This window comes from Nostoc sp. 'Peltigera membranacea cyanobiont' 232, assembly GCF_002245985.1.
GTDB lineage: Bacteria > Cyanobacteriota > Cyanobacteriia > Cyanobacteriales > Nostocaceae > Nostoc.
In genome coordinates, this window is the sequence record NZ_NOLK01000148.1 from 1 (window position 1) to 20,394 (window position 20,394).

General features: G+C 39.8%; 23 protein-coding genes. 9 read left to right on the forward strand and 14 right to left on the reverse strand.

Annotated features, from left to right (window positions below; genetic code table 11):
- Positions 1-125: 125 nt before the first annotated feature.
- The 7 genes from CDG79_RS31815 to CDG79_RS42950 form a co-directional block, all read right to left on the reverse strand.
- A complete protein-coding gene (locus CDG79_RS31815; protein ID WP_094345687.1) occupies positions 126-524 on the reverse strand; it encodes a hypothetical protein in 399 nt (132 codons plus the stop codon).
- Entirely contained in the window at positions 524-934 is a 411-nt protein-coding gene (locus CDG79_RS31820; RefSeq protein WP_094345688.1) for a hypothetical protein, read from the reverse strand. The genes CDG79_RS31815 and CDG79_RS31820 overlap by 1 nt, the downstream gene beginning before the upstream one ends.
- Before the next feature lies 1 nt (position 935).
- Positions 936-1,193 (reverse strand): hypothetical protein, encoded by a 258-nt coding sequence (locus CDG79_RS31825; RefSeq protein WP_143855637.1) that lies wholly within the window; start codon positions 1,191-1,193, stop codon positions 936-938.
- 86 nt (positions 1,194-1,279) lie between these two features.
- A complete protein-coding gene (locus tag CDG79_RS31830) occupies positions 1,280-1,504 on the reverse strand; it encodes a hypothetical protein (protein ID WP_223278448.1) in 225 nt (74 codons plus the stop codon).
- A 1-nt stretch (position 1,505) separates the two neighbouring features.
- Positions 1,506-1,700, reverse strand: a complete 195-nt coding sequence (locus tag CDG79_RS31835; protein WP_094345690.1) for a hypothetical protein — start codon at positions 1,698-1,700, stop codon at positions 1,506-1,508.
- Positions 1,681-2,865, reverse strand: a complete 1,185-nt coding sequence (locus CDG79_RS31840) for a ParM/StbA family protein (RefSeq protein WP_094345691.1) — start codon at positions 2,863-2,865, stop codon at positions 1,681-1,683. The genes CDG79_RS31835 and CDG79_RS31840 overlap by 20 nt, the downstream gene beginning before the upstream one ends.
- A 180-nt stretch (positions 2,866-3,045) precedes the next feature.
- The gene (locus CDG79_RS42950; RefSeq protein ID WP_176727217.1) at positions 3,046-3,210 is read right to left on the reverse strand and encodes a hypothetical protein; all 165 of its coding nucleotides are present in this window, start codon (positions 3,208-3,210) and stop codon (positions 3,046-3,048) included.
- A gap of 264 nt (positions 3,211-3,474) precedes the next feature.
- On the opposite strand from CDG79_RS42950, the gene CDG79_RS31845 reads away from it, so the two are divergent.
- From CDG79_RS31845 to CDG79_RS31855, 3 genes are all read left to right on the forward strand, one after another.
- Entirely contained in the window at positions 3,475-3,666 is a 192-nt protein-coding gene (locus CDG79_RS31845; protein ID WP_141699832.1) for a hypothetical protein, read from the forward strand.
- Between the two features lie 82 nt (positions 3,667-3,748).
- Entirely contained in the window at positions 3,749-3,970 is a 222-nt protein-coding gene (locus tag CDG79_RS31850) for a hypothetical protein (protein WP_223278449.1), read from the forward strand.
- Positions 3,971-4,463: 493 nt separating this feature from the next.
- Positions 4,464-7,523 (forward strand): DUF5906 domain-containing protein, encoded by a 3,060-nt coding sequence (locus tag CDG79_RS31855; RefSeq protein ID WP_094345692.1) that lies wholly within the window; start codon positions 4,464-4,466, stop codon positions 7,521-7,523.
- A gap of 164 nt (positions 7,524-7,687) precedes the next feature.
- Here the strand turns inward: CDG79_RS31855 and CDG79_RS31860 are convergent, their stop codons facing one another.
- From CDG79_RS31860 to CDG79_RS31870, 3 genes are all read right to left on the reverse strand, one after another.
- Complete coding sequence (locus tag CDG79_RS31860; RefSeq protein ID WP_094345693.1) at positions 7,688-7,906, reverse strand: hypothetical protein; 219 nt, start codon at positions 7,904-7,906, stop codon at positions 7,688-7,690.
- 87 nt (positions 7,907-7,993) lie between these two features.
- Complete coding sequence (locus tag CDG79_RS31865; protein WP_094345694.1) at positions 7,994-8,386, reverse strand: hypothetical protein; 393 nt, start codon at positions 8,384-8,386, stop codon at positions 7,994-7,996.
- 243 nt (positions 8,387-8,629) lie between these two features.
- Positions 8,630-9,559 (reverse strand): hypothetical protein, encoded by a 930-nt coding sequence (locus CDG79_RS31870; protein ID WP_094345695.1) that lies wholly within the window; start codon positions 9,557-9,559, stop codon positions 8,630-8,632.
- Positions 9,560-9,690: 131 nt separating this feature from the next.
- Between CDG79_RS31870 and CDG79_RS31875 the strand changes: the two genes are divergently transcribed.
- The 5 genes from CDG79_RS31875 to CDG79_RS31895 all read left to right on the forward strand — a co-directional run bounded on the left by CDG79_RS31875 (position 9,691) and on the right by CDG79_RS31895 (position 14,501).
- Positions 9,691-10,887, forward strand: coding sequence for a helix-turn-helix domain-containing protein (locus CDG79_RS31875; RefSeq protein ID WP_223278450.1), 1,197 nt, complete (start codon positions 9,691-9,693; stop codon positions 10,885-10,887).
- On the forward strand, positions 10,880-11,506 hold the full coding sequence (locus tag CDG79_RS31880; RefSeq protein ID WP_094345697.1) for a hypothetical protein: 627 nt from the start codon (positions 10,880-10,882) through the stop codon (positions 11,504-11,506). The genes CDG79_RS31875 and CDG79_RS31880 overlap by 8 nt, the downstream gene beginning before the upstream one ends.
- Positions 11,507-11,543: 37 nt before the next feature.
- Complete coding sequence (locus tag CDG79_RS31885; RefSeq protein WP_094345698.1) at positions 11,544-12,425, forward strand: hypothetical protein; 882 nt, start codon at positions 11,544-11,546, stop codon at positions 12,423-12,425.
- A 285-nt stretch (positions 12,426-12,710) separates the two neighbouring features.
- Complete coding sequence (locus CDG79_RS31890) at positions 12,711-13,196, forward strand: tyrosine-type recombinase/integrase (protein ID WP_223278451.1); 486 nt, start codon at positions 12,711-12,713, stop codon at positions 13,194-13,196.
- Between the two features lie 237 nt (positions 13,197-13,433).
- Complete coding sequence (locus CDG79_RS31895) at positions 13,434-14,501, forward strand: ParA family protein (RefSeq protein WP_094345705.1); 1,068 nt, start codon at positions 13,434-13,436, stop codon at positions 14,499-14,501.
- A 22-nt stretch (positions 14,502-14,523) separates the two neighbouring features.
- On the opposite strand, the gene CDG79_RS44260 is transcribed toward CDG79_RS31895, so the two are convergent.
- Both CDG79_RS44260 and CDG79_RS31900 read right to left on the reverse strand, forming a co-directional pair.
- A complete protein-coding gene (locus CDG79_RS44260) occupies positions 14,524-14,676 on the reverse strand; it encodes a hypothetical protein (protein ID WP_223278452.1) in 153 nt (50 codons plus the stop codon).
- 33 nt (positions 14,677-14,709) lie between these two features.
- Complete coding sequence (locus CDG79_RS31900; RefSeq protein ID WP_094345699.1) at positions 14,710-16,884, reverse strand: pentapeptide repeat-containing protein; 2,175 nt, start codon at positions 16,882-16,884, stop codon at positions 14,710-14,712.
- 240 nt (positions 16,885-17,124) lie between these two features.
- On the opposite strand from CDG79_RS31900, the gene CDG79_RS31905 reads away from it, so the two are divergent.
- Positions 17,125-17,640, forward strand: coding sequence for a helix-turn-helix domain-containing protein (locus CDG79_RS31905; RefSeq protein ID WP_094345700.1), 516 nt, complete (start codon positions 17,125-17,127; stop codon positions 17,638-17,640).
- Between the two features lie 608 nt (positions 17,641-18,248).
- Here the strand turns inward: CDG79_RS31905 and CDG79_RS31910 are convergent.
- Positions 18,249-19,355, reverse strand: coding sequence for a Vgb family protein (locus CDG79_RS31910; RefSeq protein WP_223278453.1), 1,107 nt, complete (start codon positions 19,353-19,355; stop codon positions 18,249-18,251).
- Positions 19,356-19,775: 420 nt separating this feature from the next.
- On the reverse strand, positions 19,776-20,270 hold the full coding sequence (locus CDG79_RS45305; protein ID WP_223278454.1) for a HEAT repeat domain-containing protein: 495 nt from the start codon (positions 20,268-20,270) through the stop codon (positions 19,776-19,778).
- Positions 20,271-20,394: the final 124 nt, after the last annotated feature.

The following is a 20,394-nucleotide window of genomic DNA, read 5'->3' on the forward strand; positions in this document are numbered from 1 at the left end:
CTCAATGGCGATCGCAGTATTACATCAAGGACAATTGCCTATCCCATCCCTGAACCTTCACTGTTCAATAGCTTTAAAATCTGTAGTGCCTATTCCGCATAGCTTAGAGCTTTTCTTAGTGCCATTCAGGCATGGGCTTCGATTACTTGAACACCTACAGAAATTATGAATGCCAGGTAAAAGAGAGGGTTGAACGCTGCAAACGGCACATTTACCCAATTCCAAGTCGGCTCAAACCACGGGCAAACAGGCGGCCCTTGAAAGATTAATTGCCAAGTTGAATCAGCACTAATTACAGAACCACCAATAAATAAAATCCCGCCAACTAATGCACGACCCGCACCGCCGTTAGCAACAAATTGATTGACTATAGCGGCGGCTGCCCTAATGGGTAAGCCGACAATCATCACAACAGCCTTGGCACAAAAATCTATGATTTCACCAAGCGTTCGCTTCTTACCTTTAGGTTTACCATCGCTGTTACCAGTGCTATTACTTTCTGCACTTGATGAACCTAACGCCATTATTTTCTCCTCACTGGTTTGATATTTTGAACGGTTTTACAAATCCCTTTGGCTTTGTGCTTCCACTTCCAAATCCCTTCTTCAATCCGACCTATGCACCTACCCGTTGCGTCAAAGACATCAATAATTTCATCATCTTGATAAAGAGTTGTGTCTGGTCTGGGATTGCGTTTACTGCTGTCAAAATAATTGGTAATCCTCAGTTTTCGAGTTGTGGGCATGACTCCCGCCTCGTATAACGCATTACTGGTTTTAGCCCGTTCTTCTATGCGTTTACGCTCTAATCCTTCGGTGGCTTTTAATCTCTCGGCTTCTGCATAAGCCCCCAACTTGGGTACTAAGGGGATGATTACAGGCAAGAAGCAGACACTTACTCCAGCCAAAGCTAAATACAATTGCTTCTTGTACATCTCACTGTGCCATCGCGGTAATCAGTGCAAACTTCTCCCATTGCTTTAACTCATGCAGTCGTTTCAATACTGACTCCGCTTCGTTGCTAGGAGGGTTAGAAGATTCACACTCTACCCATGCTTGATGAGCGATTTTTGCAATTAACCAGAGTGTGTCTGATTCGCTCATGTTCTCTAGTCCTTCCCCCCATGTCTCACACATATCTTTAATCAGTGCGTTGTCGTGAGAGAGGGAGTAATATCCTACTGGGTGCGCCATTTTGATATCCTTAATGTGTGTATCGATTGAATGCCTGATGCTGGTTTGTGTGAACGCTTTTCTTCTCCGGGCAAGCGTTCGCACAATTAATACTCATCAGAACTGTTAGCGAGTTGTACTTTTTCAATGCCATCTAAAACTTCAAATATTGATTGAATGGCATCATTCAAAACCAAGTCGTTTGATGTAGTAAAATGCTCTGATGTTTGCAGTCTCCTGTATTCGGGAGTAGCTTGAATCAATCTTAAAGTCTGCTCAACACCAGCCAGAATGATTACGATTTCTTCTGTGCTAACAATACTGTTCATCATATTATTCACCTCTTATCGCCTCCAAATCCCCTAAGTTGATTTGATGATTGCTATTGACAGAAAATCTTTCATTTACTACTTTCTCCAAAGCTTTTCTCAGCCAGTAAGCGGGGGTTGTGCCATCCATTTCTGCAAGCATTCTGATGGCTGGAGTCAAGTCTTGAGGAACGTTGTAATTAAGCCGCTTGGTTAACATCGGTTGTTTCTCCTAAGTAAAGTTTTTTCATTTCTGATAAAGCAACGGTTCCCGGATTTTCTGGGATCAACAAATTACTTTCTGGAATACAAGATTTAAGTAATCTTTCTTTGATCAACATCTGCACGGGTGGGATCGCAAATGCACCGCCACACAAAGTTACTTTGCTACGTCTGGCTTTCACGGATATGTCATCTAGGGCATAAGCCAAGGGAGAATCTTTCATCCATGAATGAATCGCGTTCTCTAACTCACTCCCAATGTCTTCGCCATCAGGTGCAATCGCGCTTATGCCGTTATCGCCAACAGTTGCAGTTTCCAAAATCTCGCGCAGTTGGGAGGGGCGAATCATTTTAGAAGAATCGGTATTGCTCAATGCTCTAGAGAATTCTTTGATTAGTGTGGCGACACCACCGCCACCATTGGGACTACAAGTTACCCGTTTTGGTAATTTGCCGAGATTACTGTATTCGCTGATTGTGGCTGTACCATACCCAATATCAAAAGTATGGAACTGTTTATCGTCAAAGCGTTCGCTTGCCCAAAGTGATGCGCCATATCCCTCTGGAAATCCCAGAAAGCCAAGTTTAGAGAAACACAGACGGTATCTAACACCATCTACGGCTATCCACTTGCATTGTTCAATGGCTTTTTTTAGTTCTAATGGAGAAGCTAGCGAGAGGGTTGATAAACGAATGTGCAAGGTTCTACGCTTGTTGCTTGTACCCGTGGACAACTCAAGCAGATTCGGCAGAGATGCGATTGCGCCTAATGCAAGGATTGGGAAGTAGTGTACTTTGTGATTCTCGGAATCACTCATCGCTATATATTCCTTACCTTGCAATCTAGCTGAGTCGCCTACAACCCAATGCTCTACAACATCTTTGTTGTTTTCATCTTTGCCTCGGCTTAGGCTGAAAGCTCCTAATTCTCCAAATGGTACTGATGGCACACAACACACCAAAGATTCGGTCTTCATCACTGGTGTTGTGCCAGTTTCGTTATTAACGAAAGCCTGATATTTAATACTGGAGCGTCCAGCATCTAGCATCAAATGAATTACCTTTTTTGATGGCATTGATGCTTTCTCTGTTATAGTTTCAGCCTCGTTTATGTTGGGTGCGTCCGCGCTTATAGATGTTGGTTGTTTTTTAGGTCTTGACATATCGTTTTACCCTCAACTTTTTATCGTCACTGTCACAAGCAAAAGTAGTCATCATCAACTAACGTTTCATGTTTCATGTTTCATGTTTCAGGCTCGTGTAAGTAGCGTTTCACGGTTGTTGTGAGGCTGAAACATTGATGCAACCGTTGAAACTGTTTCATGAAACGTATCTATGAAACACTACTGAGTATCTTGGCTCCCAGTAGCAGTAGTCTGTGCCAGCATCGAATTTTGCAAAATCTGGAGTAAAAGGAAGTTTACGACCTCTGCATGGTCATTAATGCCTAATTCCTGCGCTTTATTGCTGATAAATGGGTGTAAAGATTGCCTGATTGTTACTCGCATAAATCCTCCTCAAAATAAATTTGCAGGCTGAAGTCGCCAAGAATACGTGTATCTTGTCTGCCGTTGGCGTTTCTGCCTTCTCTGCTTTTGCGTGGTAGCTAATTAAGTAACTCTGCCGTTTCAACCATCTGATACAGGCTTCGTCAAACCGTGGCATTTATGCCATAGCCACACTATAACACCAAATTACTCTATTACGCTATAACTCTAGTACGCAAAAATGAAAATTACTGATTATAAGTGGATAATCTAAAAGTAGAGTTTATGAGTAATTGCGTAATTGTGGGTAGACCTAAAGGGGATAAACCAGATGAAGTGGCACATCTTAGAGCAAGGATGCCAAAGGATATGCACACAGAATTTAAGCTGTGGTGCGTTAAAAATAATCGGACGATGGACACCGTGATCTGTGAGCTAGTCCAGGAATTTTTGGATAAGCAGCATTCACAAGGATAATTGCGTACTAGCGTATTAGGTGTAGAATTGCTTTCAAAGGCTATAGATAAAAACAGGTATGTTGACTCAAACAGCAACTCTAATGCCACTAAGTACATTTATCCCCGTTTTGACGGCTATCAGCGATCGCGATTGGGTACGCTTCAAGAAACTTGAAGTCAGTTTTGCAAACACTCACGGGATCGAAACTTGGGCAGATATTTTCAACTTCCGAATCATGCCCACGTTAGAACCAGAGGCTAAAAGATGGCTATTAGTGACAAAATGCAGCCAAGGTATTAAGTCAGTCAAAATCTTAGATTAAGGTCAAGTTGAGGCAGCATAAATAAATTGAATTATTTTTAGTCACACTAATAGTATTAATATAGTGGGGTATTTATCTGGTTTTTAATGTTAGTTAAAAACTTGTAAAAGCTTTGCTATGTCTTGGCTTGAGGAAAATAGATAAATTGTTTTATTTTATAAAGCTGAGATATTTATTATTTTTTTTGGCTGAGATAATTTACTATGTAATAAGACTATACCCTTAGTCCATCTTTTCTAAGTGTCATGTCACTAGATATACATAAGAAAAGAATGCCTCCCCAAGACTCAACTTGTTTGCTGCAAGTTGTTTAACAGTCCTAGAAGACACCCAATCATTTTTATCTCTATTAAATTTCTTTATAACCTAATGTTATCAGTTCCTAGTACTTCTTACAACTTCCTACAACGGGTTATAGAGAAATTTAATTAAAATTTTGGTGAATCTTCAGGGGAGGTAAAGCCCACACAATTTACCTCACAAGGATTTCACAATGGTAGCCATTTTAAAAGGACAAGAGAGCGTTGGCCGCTCCGTTATGCCAGAGGCGTTCGCCTCCTTCGACATCCGAAATTTTCAAGACCAGCTAGAACCAGCCAAAGAAAAAGGCAAGTACATCTGCCCCGTTTGCGGGGGGCACAACTTATCTATCGTCCCAGAAACCGGAAAGTATCAATGCTTCAATAATTGTGAGTGCAAGGACATCCGAGAGGCAATCAAACCTTGGGATGAAGTGCTGGCGGAGCGACAAAAAACTAATTTCAATGCAGCACCAAACAAAAACCCAATCAAAGCTAAGACGGTCAAGCCCAAAGGAACATCAATCCCCCTTGACTCAAGCTTGGTGATGTTGACCCAAGCGGCGACTGACATACCCCAAACTCAAAACATAACTTGCAAGCTCCCAAAGGGAATACCAGGGAATGCAACACAAACAATCTATCCTTACTCACAAACCCAATGGGTAATTCGCTATGAATGGGCAGATTACATCAAAGAGAAGGGAAAAGATAAATCTTTCCGCCAATGGCACAGGCTTCCAGATGGCACTCCAGAGATGAGAAAAGGGGATGAACCCTGGAAAGCTTACCGCATTGATGAAGCAATTGCCTGTGCTAAATCAGTGAATGTCACCCCGGCACTACTTCAGCATGAAGGCGAGGGATGCGTAGAAGTTGGTCGCGCACATGGTCTTGCTGGGATTACGTTTCAAGGCAGTGCATGGGATAAGAAAACAATCACATCCCAATACCAACTTATCAAAGATTCAGGTATAGGATTAATCATCTTTTTGCATGATGCTGACGACACTGGGCTAAAGAAACTCCAGACCTGCCAGGACTGTGCCGACGAGGTGGGGATTGCATTTATTGGAATTAACCCTCACGACATCTGCCCCGATTTACCATATAAATCAAGTGACATCAAAGAAATCTTGGGGCAGATGGAAACACCAGAATTTATCCGTCGGTTAGAGCAGGAGATCCACGCAGCAGTAGCGCAGCGATCGCAACTGGCAGAGCTACAAAATCTTGGCGATGCTCCAAATCATCAAGATCCAGTTGTAAGTTTCATTCAAATTGCTTACCAAACCCTCTATGCAGACAAGAACTGGATCTGTGCTGCGGATAAACTCTACTGGCATACTGGCAACCACTATGAACACTCTCCAGACTCTAGAGAAATTAAGCGCATCACCGAGTTTTGCAATTCCTTTGTAGTTGAAAATGAGCAAGGTAAAAAATCCTATCCTTACGCTTCACCCAGTTCGGTCAAGAAGGTTTTGGAATGGGCAAAAATGCGAACGGGAATTGAGGCAGAATTACTCAATCCACCAGGAATTAACTGCACCAATGGAATAGTTAGACCTGTTTGGATAGGTAGTAAAGTTATTCCACGACTTGACCCGCATACCCCCGAAGATTACTTTATTTATGAACCGTTGATTGAGTACAACCCTAACGCTGATACTACAGATTGCGACCGATTACTTTCATGTTTGGATAGACCTCAGCAAGAAATTCTTTTAAGAAATCTTGCCGCTTCGATTGACCTTCAAACTGTTAGGAAACTCAGAGGAAGAGAGGTAAAAGCAATTTTAGCAGTTGGGCTTGGGTCTAACGGTAAAGATGCTCTGCGCGAGTGTGTATCAATCATTTACGGCGAAAATGGACTAACTTCTGTCTCTTTAGCAGACTTCCAATTGTACGACGAAGGCAGGAAGTTTAACTTAGCTCCATTGATGCACAGCCGAGTGAATTGGGCTTCTGAGAATCCGCAAACATCTAGGATTGATAAAATCCAAAGTTTAAAGTTGTTTGTCACTGGTAACAAGTTGCATTGTGAACGGAAGGGTAAAGACCACATCGAATTTACCCCTGAAGCCATAGGTCTTTTTAACTTAAATGAAACGCCAGCACTCCAAGGGGTAATGAAAGCAATTCAAGACAGGATTGCAGTTTTAGAGTTTAAGAAAACCTTTGAAAAAAATCCAGATCCTAACAATCCAAATGAATTACTAGCAGATCCCCGCTTTGCTTACGACAAGGAATTTATCAGAACGCATGTTGCCCCAGCATTCCTAAATAAAATGCTGAAAGCTCTCAACGACCTGATAGAAGAAGGCATTGATTACGAATGTACAACTGATGCTTTCTACAACCTTCAGAAAGAAAATAATCACCTATTTGACTTCATAGAAGCCGCAAACATAGGCTATGTCCCTGATAAGGAAATGACTGCAAAAGAGTTATGGGTAAGACTGGAACATTACTACACTCAAACTGGCACATTAACTATAGATTCCGATAACAACCGCAGAACGTGGAGCGAACAGGTTAGACCCAGTGACAAAAACGTAAAGGGTATCAACCAAGTCATCGCCAGAATCGCTCAACTCTTCCCCAAGGCTGTCAAGGGAACTAGGTACTGTGACATTGCTAAAAGAAACATTCCAGTACTGAAAGGCATCGGCATTTTGTCAGTTACCCGCACCACATTAGACGAAACCCGCACCACTTCCGCACCACTTTCCGCACCAGAAACAACGCATTATCAGGACTTCCGCACCACCCGCACCACTTTTTCAGATTTACAGGAAAATAACATTGAAGAGTCAGAGGTGAAAATTCAATCGCTTCCTATCCCAATGGAAAAAGAAGAATATGCCACCTCAACTGGTGCGGGTAGTGCGGAACCCTTACCTGACTTGGAAAACTGCTGCGGGGAGTCCTGCGTCACTGGTGCGGATCAACTAGAAAGTGGTGCGGGTATGCCAACTGAGGATCAGGCAGCGATCGCCGCGCCAATTGCATCCGATACTGTTTTGGTAAAAGCTGAGTCTGAGTTCTCATACTCACTGTTGCAGATTGAAAAAGACGGCGGGGACATCGCAGGGTTTGTTGGTTGTCAAGTTGAAGTGCGATCGCTTAGTGGTGCGGTCAAGTTCGCAGGTGAGATGATTAACTACGACTCCAAGAATGGAATTGTGACTGTATTTACCGAGCAAGGGAACCGAGATGCATCTCTCTGCGAGACGTTTGTAATTGACTAAGGAATATTCTCTATGAGCGAAAAAGCTAGATCCTTTGATGTTGACTAGCTTTCTTTATTAGTACCCAAACGCGGGGAGCAAACTTTAATCCTATCGTCCGATTCGTTCTCACGTCACCAAGGCTAAAAAAAAGCCCCATCTGTGATAGATTAGGGCGTTTGGACTTATGTATTGTAGTGATGACTCTTATTCAATTCATCTATTAGTTTGTCTGCTAGTTTGACAGCTAAGGGAGTTTGCCAATCTATTTCAGTTTCTCCGCTTCTACTCATCAATCCAGCGAGTATTTGGGCGGCAAAAACTTCTCTTTTGGTTAACCCAAAATTTGTACTCATCTCTTCTACATGGCTTGGGTAAGCAAGGTCATGGCGTTTTGTAGTCATTTTAGTTCGACCTATTAGGTTGTCACTCTTCAGTGTTCCCAGTTTGCTGTAGAGAAAATCGATTCTCGCAACTTTTACTTATCAGTCTCATCGTAAATTATTAAATTCCTCTATCGTCAGATATACGGTATCTTTTTCAGCAAAACCTCCAGCTATTAAGACTTGTCTATATAACCAAGCTTCTCTAGCTGTTTTAAACCCGTCGAGCCATTTCTTTTCTTTACTACCTTTTATTCGGTATCCTACTCCCCAAGTATCATTTTTAAAGCAATAGTAGATTTTATAAAGCATTACTGGTTGAGCAAAATCACTTCCAAAATCACAGTCGTATTCTATTAAATCACCGTCTTTTTTTACACCGGAGAAACGACGTTTTTCCTTATTAATGTGAACATCTACAATTTCGTTTACATGTTTAGAATGTAAAATAATGTTTCCATCGGTGTCGATAGTATAAAATTTGGGGTTATGCGTAGCCATAAACTTATATTTGTATGATGATTACAATTTATTTATAAGTATTCCCAAACTGAGTTTGAAATGAACAAACGGTGTTGACTTATCAAATTTTGCTTGTATACGGGTTATTTGGTGATTTAGACAAAGATTGTCTTTCGGACAGAAGTTAGCTTTTCTCCTGCTTTGGGCATACTTTTAAGCCAAGTTGGGTGTATAACGAACTTAGCTTAAAAGTGAGTCCTACTTTATTTACTCTATACAGAACTATGGAGCCAGTAGTTTCTGTACTTTTGTGTGCCACCCTCTTCGATGAATCACTCGTTCTTTATGTAAACTAGCATCCAAAATCTCAGCCTTGGTTAGGCGAGATAAATTTTCCCAATCTTTATCCAAAATATAGGTGGCATTGTTGCAGGCAAGACTTTCCAGAACATACAGCTTTTTAGCAGGAAATCCAAACACAAAGTAACCGCTAAAGCCTGCTTGACCAATAGCAACAAAACTAGGTTCGTACTGATTGATAGTAGCAAGCCGATTATTAATAAGTGTTTGATTGCCGAGGGGCGCACGCTCAATGATGCCATGAACAACCTGCTGAAGTTGATTCCACGGATAACGACCCGTTCGCAGAATCGTCCAGTTCAAGCGCTTGAGTGGCACTTTGATAATTGCTTCTAGATTTTCTTGTAAAATCTCGCACTCACCAAAAATCTCCAGAAACAAGTTGATGATATGTAAAAGGAGTGATCGGTTTTTAAGCGTGTACTCAAGGGCAGGACTAATGACAATCTTTTTTCCTTGAGAATTGTTGGCAATCTGTAATTCAACACTTGGTGCTGGAATTGGAGTTCTTGGATAGCGCTTACGGCAGCGATCGCGCCAATCTGACTTCTCTTCTAGCTGTCCACCACCTGCCCATTGCTTCCAGTGCCACTCAACCAGATGACATACTTCTTCCTTTGGAAGATTACGGTGAACTAGGTGAGATCCAGATGCATTAAAGCGACTTCTTGCACCAAAAATGGGAGCCGGGAGTACCAGTTCCCCTGTTTCGAGCGTCATTGTAAAACCAACTCGTGGCAATACCTCTTCAAACCGCTGAAGTTCGCTGACACTAAACACGATCTTGCTACCTAGTATGATGGTGTTCAAGTAGGCTTCCAGATTAAGAATCCGTTTCTTTTTGATAATCATTGAAGAATTTCCAAGATGTTTTTAATTCTGAAAAAAGATAGATATTGCCTTACACCTCATATCTGTTAAAATAGAAGGTGTCATAAGAAAAAAATAACAAATTGTTAAAAAAATGACAAGAGGTAATGTTTATGCGTAATCTCTCTGACCGTGCATCACCTGAACTTGCTTTAGGTGAGCGGCTAAGACAGGCTCGTGAGTTAAGTAGCTTTTCTCAAGGAGAGGCAGCTCAAGCATTGGGGATTACCTCTGCTGCTCTCAGTCAGTACGAGACTGGTAAGCGCAGAATTGAAGCCTTAACGCTAGAGCGAATTGCTCGACTCTATGGAGTGCCTGTCACTTACTTCTTTACAGCGCTCGATGCAACAAACCAGCAGGAGCAATCTGACTGGGAGACAGCCTTGCGGACAATGGCTAAAACTTTGGCATCTGTTAGTAAAGCAGGAATTGCCAAATTAATTGGGCTTATTCACGTTTTGGAGGATCTATATCGACTAACAGCCACCCCTTTCCTTGGAATGCCACATCATCCATTTGCTGCACTTCCTAACCAAGAATACAGCGATTACCAAGTAGCAGAATTGGCTCAGAGAGTTCGCCGTTATTACAACTTAGGAATTGCGCCATTATTAAATGTCAAGAGTTTTCTAGACGCTCAAGGGTATCAAGTTTTTGCGATTCCTTTGGGAGAAGGGGAGGAAGCTCTTTCAGGCCTTTTCTTTCTGCATCCATATCTCGGTGCTATTATTGTCTTCAATGAGACTCAAGCTTATACACGTTATCCTTTTACTCTGAGTCATGAAATAGCTCATAGCTTGTTTCACTGGAACCGTCCGGCAGTTCTCTGTCGTGTTTCTGAACAAACATCTGAGCCATTAGAAGAGTTAGCGGATCGCTTTGCCTCTTACTTCCTGATTCCCCAGGAGGGTCTGCAAGAAAGGCTAGAAGCAATGACAATCAAAACTGTAAAGCACCCTGAAGAAGTGATTCATATTGCTCGTTATTTTGGGGTGAGTTATAAAGCGGCTGTTCATCGATTAGAGACAGATCGCAAGCTAGGTGCTTCTAAGGATGTATTCAAAGGCGTAAAACCAGTCACTCTAGCTAAATCATTAGGTTATAGCCCATTACCTTACGAGTTTGGTGTCCGTCCTCTAGCACCTGAAGATCGCTTACCTAGAATTTTTGTGGAGTTGAGCTATCAGGCACTTGAGAAAGGACTACTTTCTCTTAGAAAAGTAGCTGAGAACCTTGGAATCAGTGACCTCGAATTGGAGGATCGGCTCTATGGAGAGGTTGCCGAAGATTCTGAGGAAGCCTATGCCTAAATTTGTTCTGGATACAGTTGTATTACGTGTCTTTGCATTCGCTTACCCTCAAGGAATTGACATTTTACTGTCAGCATTAAAGACCTCATTGGCTTGCTTTCCAACTGAAGTTTACAACCAAGATGAAAACAGCCTACCCCCTAATGTATCCGATGAGGAGTTGAGTGAATTGGCTAGAGGACTACGCTACGCTCAACGCAAAGCTCAAACTCTGCCAGGACTTCAAGGACAACGATTCCAAGTTCGCCTTCAGAACGCCACACAGATTCCTCGCCATATCCAGGCGGGGAGTCTTTTTATTGAACCGTTGCAAATAGAAGAACTCCCCAGACGAGAAAGACTTGGGGAGTTGTATGGCATAGGTCGTGGTGAAGCAGCTTGCTTGGTACTCTCTGAGAGAACGCTACTCACATCTGTTTTCCTATCCAGTGATGAGATAGCTTGCCAAGCAGCGCAAGCTTTGGGCATTTCTTTCCTAACGATTCCAGATATTCTCACTGATTGGGTTAGTGAAATGTATCCTCCAAGAGAACTACTACAGGATCTGGTAGATGGAATGCGTAATGCATCTTTTGCTGTTCCAGAAACCCTTTATCAGCGATTGCAGGATATGCTATGAAAACAACTTTAAAAGTAAGCTTCAAGGTAAATTTTGAATGGGATATTGGTACGAAAAATTAGTTGAGCTATCGGAGAAGTATTGTAATGATACACTTGCTACTGCTTCTCAATATTTACTAGCTAAACAACAAAATGAACTTTGTATAATTATTGCTCTTTCAGAATTACAAATTTGGGAAAAATGGCAATGCTATAAAAATTATGATGACCAAGAAGAACCCGATGAAAAATCACCCTTTGTTGAACATATTGATGAAAAAAATAATGAATGTTGGATTTCTAAAGCTGTCTTACATGTCGAGCCATCAATAGTACAAAATATTAATCATGAAGTTAAAAAATCGCTTAAGGAAGCGATAGAGTTATCAATGAAACCGGGAGATTATGGTCAAATACATCACATACATACATTCAGCATAGTTGCTAAACGTGTTCAGTCTAATGATAATTGGAGACAAGAACTTCTTAATTTATTGGAATCTGGTCAATCACTCAATCAGGGTACATTTATCCGGTCAGAAAAGCTTGTAACTTGGGAAGGTATGCGTTTTGCTTCAATGGAAGAAATGTTACTAGCTCAAGCTTTAGAGAAAGTTAAGAATAAAATTAATGGTTTAAAATTAGTTTATTTTCCAAATTGTCTTGCTCGTGTTTTAGCTGATGGCTCACGAGTGAAAATTTATCCTGATTTTCTTATTTGTGCTAATGGTAAATGGGGCATTCTAGAAGTAGATGGTAAACAACATAATTTACCTAATCAAGCAGAACTAGATAATTCTAGAAGAAATCGCCTTGCTAAAGCTAGTATTCAAATGTATTCATACTCTGCTGAGTCTGTTAGGGAAGACAATGGGAACGGAGCCGAAAGAGTTGTTTATGATTTTCTAGAACTACTTAATAGTGTAAAAAGAAGTTAAAAATAACTATTAAAATTCAAGCTTTGCTGAAGAGTTAATCTTCAGTCACGGTTTAGACAACGACCGCGATCGTAAGAAGGCGCTGCACGATCGCTGACAGCGGGCGGGTACGCAATCGCGCAATCGCACTTTGTTCGGCATTAGCCCAAGATGGACGTATTTATCAATTGATAACTATTTGCAATAACTTCTAAGTGGCGCGTCTCTCAACGGAGTAATGGGGCTTGTAGCGCGGTAGACTGTCCATAATACCCCGCGTAAACCGGACACTACCCTTACGAATAAATGAGGCCGCCACCCCCAACTCGTCTACCAAACAAGCATTATAGGTCTAGAGAATACCTTACACCAAGTGAGGTGCGAAGTCTTCTTGATGCCGCATTTGAGCGCAAAGCTCGTTATGCTCACCGTGATTATACACTGATGCTGATGATGTTTCGCCACGGTCTGAGGGTGGGGGAAGCTGTAGGGGCTAAGTGCGGGTTGCGGTGGGATGCCCTGATGTGGGCCGAACGTCAGATTTTCATCACCAGGGAAAAGGGCAGTGATTCAGGGGTGCATCCCTTGAGAGACGATGAATTAGTTTTGCTCAAAGAACTCAGAGAGATGTTGCCAGATAGCAAATATATCTTCGTTTCCGAGCGTGGTGAGGTGATGTCCACTGATGCGGTGCGAAAGCTGCTTGGGCGATTGGCGGCACAGGCTGGGCTTGATATCAAAGTTCACTGTCACATGATGCGCCATGCTTGCGGTTACTATTTGGTAAATTAGGGTTACAACACCAGAGAAATCCAAGACTTCCTGGGACACCGCGATATCAAACACACTGAAAAATATACCAAGCTGAATGCTCGACGGTTTCTGAATTTTGATTGGGGTGATTTGTAAAAATTCTGGTCATATCGGGCTAAGACTAATATCGTTTATTTTATAAGAATTTTTCATTCAGTTTGTGGGAATACTTAAATTATGTTTATTAAACAGCGATTTTAATTTATGTTACCAAAAATGACTAAAGTAATTTCAGTATTCAATAACAAAGGTGGCGTTGGAAAAACTACTATTACATGGAATTTAGGAGATGCACTTGCACGTAAGGGTAAAAAAGTACTTTTAATAGATTTCGATCCACAATCTAATCTTTCAATAGCCATCCTGGGTAAAAGATTTCAAAATATTCTTCCAAGTCCAAATACTCCTTACGGAACTACAGTAAGAGCTTTCTTACAGCCTTTTTTACAGAATGATGGACAGTTACAACTATATACACATAAAGGATTTCACACTCATCATGACGTTGATTTAATCGCTAGTGATGCTTGGCTCAACGTTTATTCGGAATCTCTTAGCGTTGGTTCTGATTTGCTTACTGGTAATGGACTTGAAAAATATTCAATAATAAATAGAATCATAGAAGAAGCTAACAGGTCTTGTTCTTATGATTACGTATTAATTGATTTACCACCTTCATTTAGTAATTTGGTTAGAATTGCTTTTTATTCTTCAAATTATTTTATCGTTCCTTGTACATCTGATATATTCTGCTCATATTGCGTAGAGCTTATAGGTGAAACATTACCACGTTTTATTAATGAATGGCAATTAGGATGTGGTCAGTATAACAGAAATAATCCTCATAGCAGAAAATATTTAAATCTTGGAAAGCCTATGTTTGCAGGTTGGATTTTTAATGGATATGATACAAGAAAACCTAAACATCAATTAACAAGAGAAATTATGGCAGCAGATAATGTCATGGCTTCTGATATAGCAAAAAGTGTTCAAAGATTTGCTCTCAAAATGCAAGAAGAAACAAACGAGGCTTTAATTATCAAAAATAAACCAAATGAAGTGTTTTACCTTGGAGGAATAGAGGATATGAATATTCTTATTCAAAATAGTATGTGGCTAAACTGTCCAATAACAAAATTGTCTAGAATGGTACCTGTAAAGACAAGACGCATAAGGACTTTATCAAATCGCGCTGCGTGGTCTCCAAATCAATTTTCTCAAATCCAACAATTACAAAAAGCTTTCATGCGTATAGCAGACAATACAATTAATTATTGTATTTAATTAATCAAGATTTTTTTAGAAGCTAGCAGGTAATTAAAGCATAACTAAAGGCAATACGGTAGTGATTCATCTGACACTGAGGATATATCGAGGCAAAAGCGCCCATTGTAAAGCATTTAGTCCCCGATAAACCCGCAAGTGCGATCGCGCTTTTGTCGGGAATTGGTTGACTCAAAGTTTTCTGGTGGCTGCTGACTCATAAATCAGTCTACAATCCCAACAGGTGAGAACCAGCCGCCGCTCCCAGCCAGCTTGCAACTTTGACAATAATCGGCTTGGCTGTTGTCCAAATTTTCTGTCCTGCCTCTACACTCTTACTAGTTTTTTCAAGTGTTTCTGCCACACCTGTTAAACGCTCTAATGCTCGTTGCTTATTTGGTTCTTCTTTATCCGTTGCTTTCTTAGCTGCACTCAAATCTTCAATTACTTCTTCCTTAGTATCGGCTGGCAATTCTGCCCCTTTAATTAAAGTTTCTAGTTGAGCCAGTAATTTAACAACATCCTCTTTAGTGAGTGATTCTATAGTATCTGCACCCACTTGATTCTGTTGCGTTACTTGATTATTATCACCAAGCACACCTTGGTTATTGTCACCTTGAATTGCGCGGTTGTTATCGCCTTGCAAATTTCTGATATCGCCACCTACAGAACCACGAACTGAAAATCCACCGGGGTTGTTAGTCATATTTATTTCTCCATTATTAGGTTGCAATATACTTATATTCTGGATGATACGAGTTTCAGGATAAGCAAGTTGTTCAGTAATTTTTAACATACTTGTATTCTCTTGAAAATCAATATCCGTTGTATTCAAACTATTTCGATATTTTTTCCTTAAATATTCTATACGTTTATTATATGCTTGTATTATTTTCTGTTCAAATTCTACTTTATCTACATTGTCTGGAACATTTAATCGAATAACAAAATCACCGTTTAATTCTCTTTCAAAAGCTTGTATTAAGTTGTCTGAATTATCAGGGGAAATATCAAAATCTTCCAAACAATTTTTAAATCCTTGTAAGAATGCTTGCCAATCAATACCATCTTCTTTAAAAATTAAGTTAATTTCTGATGGTTTCTGTAATACTTTAATAGCCTCTTCAGAAGTTAAATTTTTATTTTCATTTTTTGGATAACGTTGTTTTATATTTGAATGTGGGTCAAAAAAATTACAAATTAATCCATCTAATTGTGCTGTAGCAGGAATACTTCTTATTTCAATTTTTGCTCCAGTAATATTTGCTCCCCTTAAATCAACATTATCTAATTGTGTTGAATTAAGAATAGATTCTTGTAATTTAACTTCTATTAATTTAGAATTACTCAAATCTGCTTTAGATAAATTAATCATATTTAGGTTAGCATTAGCAAAATTTAAGTTTTGTAAATTCATACCTTGATAATCCGTGTCATTTCCAATTTGTTTCTGGACAAGTAAACACCGAATTTTTAAATCATCTAAATGATTTACTTTAATTCTAGAACAATCAATATTTTTAACTCTTTCCCAATCTGTTCGTATTACTGTACATTCTAAAAAACTACTACCCTTAATGTCTGCATGAACTAAACTGGCATCTTTTAAATTTGAGCTATGAAATTTAGTACTTTGCACAGAAATAAGATATACAAATAAATTCCAAATCCAAACATATCTTTTCTCTTTTTTTATAATTGCTTCATTGCTAATTACAATTCCTAAACATGAGCCAAAAAATGCTCCGGCAACACGTCTAGATATATCATATTTTGGATCTGAAAAGTTTATTATTAAAATGAAATTTATAAGAACAACAATTATAGAAAAGAGTACAATATTTAGAAAAACTTGCGTATTCTCATTTCTAGAATCATCTAAAGTTTCTATAACTGGAATAAAAATTCCAACAATAACAATAATAAAAACTCCTATATATATCAAATAACTTTGATCAATTTTCCCTATTTTTTTGGATAAATCATTTGATATTTTTATCAAAAAATAACCATGCAGCCAACCAATATAAATAACAGATATTAAAATAGTGCAAATATTTTTAGTAAAACCACGAAAACGTGAAAAGAAATAAAAATTACAACTAATAATAATACTTCCACTAAATCCAGATAATGACATTATAAATAAAGATATTATCAGAACTGAAATAGTCCACCATGTTTTTACTCCACATATAGCTTCATCTAATATTGCACCACTCAGATTAGCTTCAGTAAAATTAACCCCATTGATTTTTGCCTTTGTGAAATTTGCATTTGTTAAATTAGCACCACTAAAATCAGCACCACGGATATCTGCTTCATAAAAGTTTGCTTCGTTAAGGTTAATATCCTCTTTAAATGAGTAACCGCGTAGATTTCTTCCTTTATAATCTCTTGACATAACTTTACAAGTAAATTCAATAGTAATTGATATTCAGATACACTCAAATTATCAGATATTCCGAGCAAAAATCTGAATTTCCAATTAAAACCGTGATTAATAGTTGCTATAACTACAAAAACTGTCACGTAAGATTGAAGCTATAAATTAGCCAGTTCCATAAATTCATAAACCTAAAGTTCGCCAAAACTCGCCAATCATTGATACTATTTTGGCGAGTTGCGATATTTGGCGAGATTTATGAACAAGCAGTCAGCAGCAAATTACTTGGATGTCAGTGTTAGGGCATTAGAGCGTTACGTCCAGCAAGGGCGAATCAGCGTTACCTACGAGAAAGGTAAAACTAGACCGACTGCTAACTTTGATCAAACCGAACTGGAAGCATTTAAGGAAGAACTGAACCAACCAACCGTAAAACCAGCCTTTGAATCTCGTCAAATAGCGACAGAGCAACAGCCACAGACAGGTAAATTAGTGCATTCTTCTGGCGAGATTGCGGAGTTTGGCGAGATTAGGGTAATTGATAAATTATCCTCAATCATTGAAGGGTTACTGGGCAGAGGCGACAATCAGCCAGTAGTGCCGATCGCCGATAAGCTACTACTGACTATTGCAGAGGCACAAGCGCTAACTGGGTTGTCTAGAGAATTCCTGCGAGATGCAATTACGGCGGGTTCGTTAAAAGCCAAAGTAATTGGCAAGGGTTGGCGAGTTAAACGCAGTGATCTACAAGAGTACGTTGACAAGCTGTTTTGATTCTCGCCAAATTACGACAGGGTAAACCTCGCCAGTAGCGTAGAGCATATTACGGTATTTGAAACAGTGGCGAGATTTGACGCGATTGCATGGGAGTGCAGTCTTGAAAGCGATCGCAACGAATGACCAGATGGAGAAATAAATGGAAATTACCCGATTGTCGGCTCAATGCCAAAAAAGCTATCACGCCAGATCAATATATATAGGCAACTATTACACGTAATGGCTCATACGTGTAATCCCCTAGAAAGTAGAAAAGATGAAGGTTAGCGGCAACGGACAAGGCAAAATATTAACCATTCTTCTTTACAGGTCAGCTTGTCACCGCTAGATAGTTGCGGTTCATTAATCCAATAAGGATAAGGGCGGTGGCATTGTCGATGCTGTCGCCTGTTGGGGAAAATGTCGAGAAATATGACAAAGATGGCGTTCAAGGAAGAAGGAAGAAGTTTAGTTTTAGGATGGGGATTGAAACCCCAACCTAAAACGGGCAACCCATAGGGGATGGGGTTTTAAACCCCTATATGAAGTGCTGTTGAAGAAATTCCTTCTTCCTTCTTCCTTCAAACTTCTTCCTTCGTTGATAAATTGTTAAATATCAAGGCGATTTAATTTCTGACTTGACAACTGGATTTGGAATTGAAATTTTCTATATCTAGTACTGGTACAGCAGTAATGCCGATAGGACGTACTAAGCTATTATTAGTAAATTGATTACCAGAGAAATTGGTAGAACTTCCTTGAGCATATTGATAAGCCAGGATTGAGCCAATATTGTTATTCTGAAAATCAAACCCAACTGTATAGAGGTTCTTTCTAGAATTACCAGTTCCGAAAGTTAAATAGCCAATAAAATTGTTACTAGGAGTAGTACCTGTATAATTGGTCGATAATGTACTAAGCAATACACCCGACGAGCTATAACGCCTGATACCACCTGCAAAGTCACTAACTAAGATGTCATCGTTGGGAGCCTGGACTAATCCCAGCAGACTGACAAATCCAAAACTTTCTGGTAACGGGAGCGGCTGCGAAATAAAAACACTGGGGGTTGTAGTTGGCTTGTTACCAGCTACCTGTGCTGGGCTGTACCGTAAAACCTGGCTTTCGTAAGGAAAAACTAGGTTCCCAGAAGCATCATTTGCTGTACCTTCTGTAACAACATAGAGGCTACAGTCCTTACCAAACAACAAACCATTCGGACCATTCAATCCGTTTGGTGAGCCTAGACCATTATTATTATCTGAGGCAAAAACACCCAAAAATCTTCCGGTTTTACCGTCGAATCGTAATATTTGGTTAGTACGAAAACTACTAACGTAAAGGGAGCCATCTGTCCCAAAAGCTTTACCATAGGGACGTGTTAATCCATGTCCAGATGCAGCTACGCCTAAGAACTTTCCTTTAGGGCTATAGCGCAGAACCGCAGAATCTTTAGGATAGGAAGGATCAAAAAGGTTGAGGCCGGAGTCACCACCACTGCTCACATAAAGATTACCATCCCCTCCGAAGGTTAAGTCATCAGGGCTACGTAGCCCACCACTACCAGGTGTTGTAAAGTTACCTTTAAAGTTTCCAGTCTGTTCGTCAAAAATAATAATACTATTGCTGTCACTATTTCCAATTAGTAGTTCTGCATCTGCCTGAGGTGCATTTACCCATAGAAAACTGAGGCTACCCAAAAGCACTGAAGCTGGAAGGATAGCAGCCTTCATCCGTATTGAACTCATTTTTAAATCAGTATATTCTTTAGTTGGGAATTATATTACCATTTATGTATTCAGATGATGGTTTTATTACGATTTTTTCAGTAATTCCAAATTCAAATTTTGACAACGGGTACAGTTTACCTTGAGGATAAAGGGGTGAAATGAGCATCCGATACTGTTGGCGAAAGTATTACAAACGCACAAACAAAAGTGTTACAACTAAAAGCCGCAACCACAGATTGAAGGTTTGAGCTTACGTAATACTTTATAAGACAAAAATGTATTACATTCGCCAACAGTATCGATTGCTCATTTACCCCCGAATTCAAGTGTCTGTTTATTACAACGGAATATCAAGGCTTTTAACCCTGTCTTACACGTTAGGGCTATTACGTGTAATCAGAGCCTCAAAGTACTGCTCTGACGTTAGGCGACAGTCGGTGTGACAGCACAGGCGTTATAAAAGGCTGGATAAGTCATTGTTTGGGCGCAGTGCCAGATAACTTCGTAAACCTCATTTGATAAGTAATTTTTCAAAGCGATGACAACTTCTGCCATATTTTTAGATTCTGTTAACAAATCTTGTAATCTCTCTGCCACTTGCATACGGGTAGATTCCGATTGAGAATTCCCTATTAAGTCTACTAATGCAGTGATAGCATCGGAATGATTTGGAGGAGCTATTTTTCCTAAACTATATGCCGCTTGGCTCCGAGTTAATTCCGATTGAGAATTCCTGATTAACTCTACTAATGCATTGATAGCAGTGAGATTATTTGGAGCTATTTCTCCTAAACTATATGCTGCTTGTCTACGGGTAGATTCCGATTGAGAATTCCTGATTAACTCTACTAATGCATTGATAGCAGTGAGATTATTTGGAGCTATTTCTCCTAAACTATATGCTGCTTGTCTACGCAGGGTTAGCGCATCTCAAACTCTATTGACAGTTGGATTCTAGCAGAGAGTTAAGTTTGAGAAAGCCGCCGTCAAAACGGAAAGCATATACTGATCATTCATAGCGGCTCGCCGAGACTTTTGGCGA

Coding starts and splice junctions, on each gene's coding strand:
- CDG79_RS31890 (WP_223278451.1), top strand. CDS start 12,711: ATGAGGCCGCCACCCCCAACTCGTCTACCAAACAAGCATTATAGGTCT.
- CDG79_RS31860 (WP_094345693.1), bottom strand. CDS start 7,906: ATGACTACAAAACGCCATGACCTTGCTTACCCAAGCCATGTAGAAGAG.
- CDG79_RS31830 (WP_223278448.1), bottom strand. CDS start 1,504: ATGATGAACAGTATTGTTAGCACAGAAGAAATCGTAATCATTCTGGCT.
- CDG79_RS31905 (WP_094345700.1), top strand. CDS start 17,125: ATGAACAAGCAGTCAGCAGCAAATTACTTGGATGTCAGTGTTAGGGCA.
- CDG79_RS31855 (WP_094345692.1), top strand. CDS start 4,464: ATGGTAGCCATTTTAAAAGGACAAGAGAGCGTTGGCCGCTCCGTTATG.
- CDG79_RS31845 (WP_141699832.1), top strand. CDS start 3,475: ATGAGTAATTGCGTAATTGTGGGTAGACCTAAAGGGGATAAACCAGAT.
- CDG79_RS31875 (WP_223278450.1), top strand. CDS start 9,691: ATGCGTAATCTCTCTGACCGTGCATCACCTGAACTTGCTTTAGGTGAG.
- CDG79_RS31910 (WP_223278453.1), bottom strand. CDS start 19,355: ATGAAGGCTGCTATCCTTCCAGCTTCAGTGCTTTTGGGTAGCCTCAGT.
- CDG79_RS31850 (WP_223278449.1), top strand. CDS start 3,749: ATGCCACTAAGTACATTTATCCCCGTTTTGACGGCTATCAGCGATCGC.
- CDG79_RS31835 (WP_094345690.1), bottom strand. CDS start 1,700: ATGTTAACCAAGCGGCTTAATTACAACGTTCCTCAAGACTTGACTCCA.
- CDG79_RS31895 (WP_094345705.1), top strand. CDS start 13,434: ATGACTAAAGTAATTTCAGTATTCAATAACAAAGGTGGCGTTGGAAAA.
- CDG79_RS31815 (WP_094345687.1), bottom strand. CDS start 524: ATGGCGTTAGGTTCATCAAGTGCAGAAAGTAATAGCACTGGTAACAGC.
- CDG79_RS31900 (WP_094345699.1), bottom strand. CDS start 16,884: ATGTCAAGAGATTATAAAGGAAGAAATCTACGCGGTTACTCATTTAAA.
- CDG79_RS31870 (WP_094345695.1), bottom strand. CDS start 9,559: ATGATTATCAAAAAGAAACGGATTCTTAATCTGGAAGCCTACTTGAAC.
- CDG79_RS31865 (WP_094345694.1), bottom strand. CDS start 8,386: ATGGCTACGCATAACCCCAAATTTTATACTATCGACACCGATGGAAAC.
- CDG79_RS31820 (WP_094345688.1), bottom strand. CDS start 934: ATGTACAAGAAGCAATTGTATTTAGCTTTGGCTGGAGTAAGTGTCTGC.
- CDG79_RS31880 (WP_094345697.1), top strand. CDS start 10,880: ATGCCTAAATTTGTTCTGGATACAGTTGTATTACGTGTCTTTGCATTC.
- CDG79_RS31840 (WP_094345691.1), bottom strand. CDS start 2,865: ATGTCAAGACCTAAAAAACAACCAACATCTATAAGCGCGGACGCACCC.
- CDG79_RS42950 (WP_176727217.1), bottom strand. CDS start 3,210: ATGCGAGTAACAATCAGGCAATCTTTACACCCATTTATCAGCAATAAA.
- CDG79_RS31885 (WP_094345698.1), top strand. CDS start 11,544: ATGGGATATTGGTACGAAAAATTAGTTGAGCTATCGGAGAAGTATTGT.
- CDG79_RS31825 (WP_143855637.1), bottom strand. CDS start 1,193: ATGGCGCACCCAGTAGGATATTACTCCCTCTCTCACGACAACGCACTG.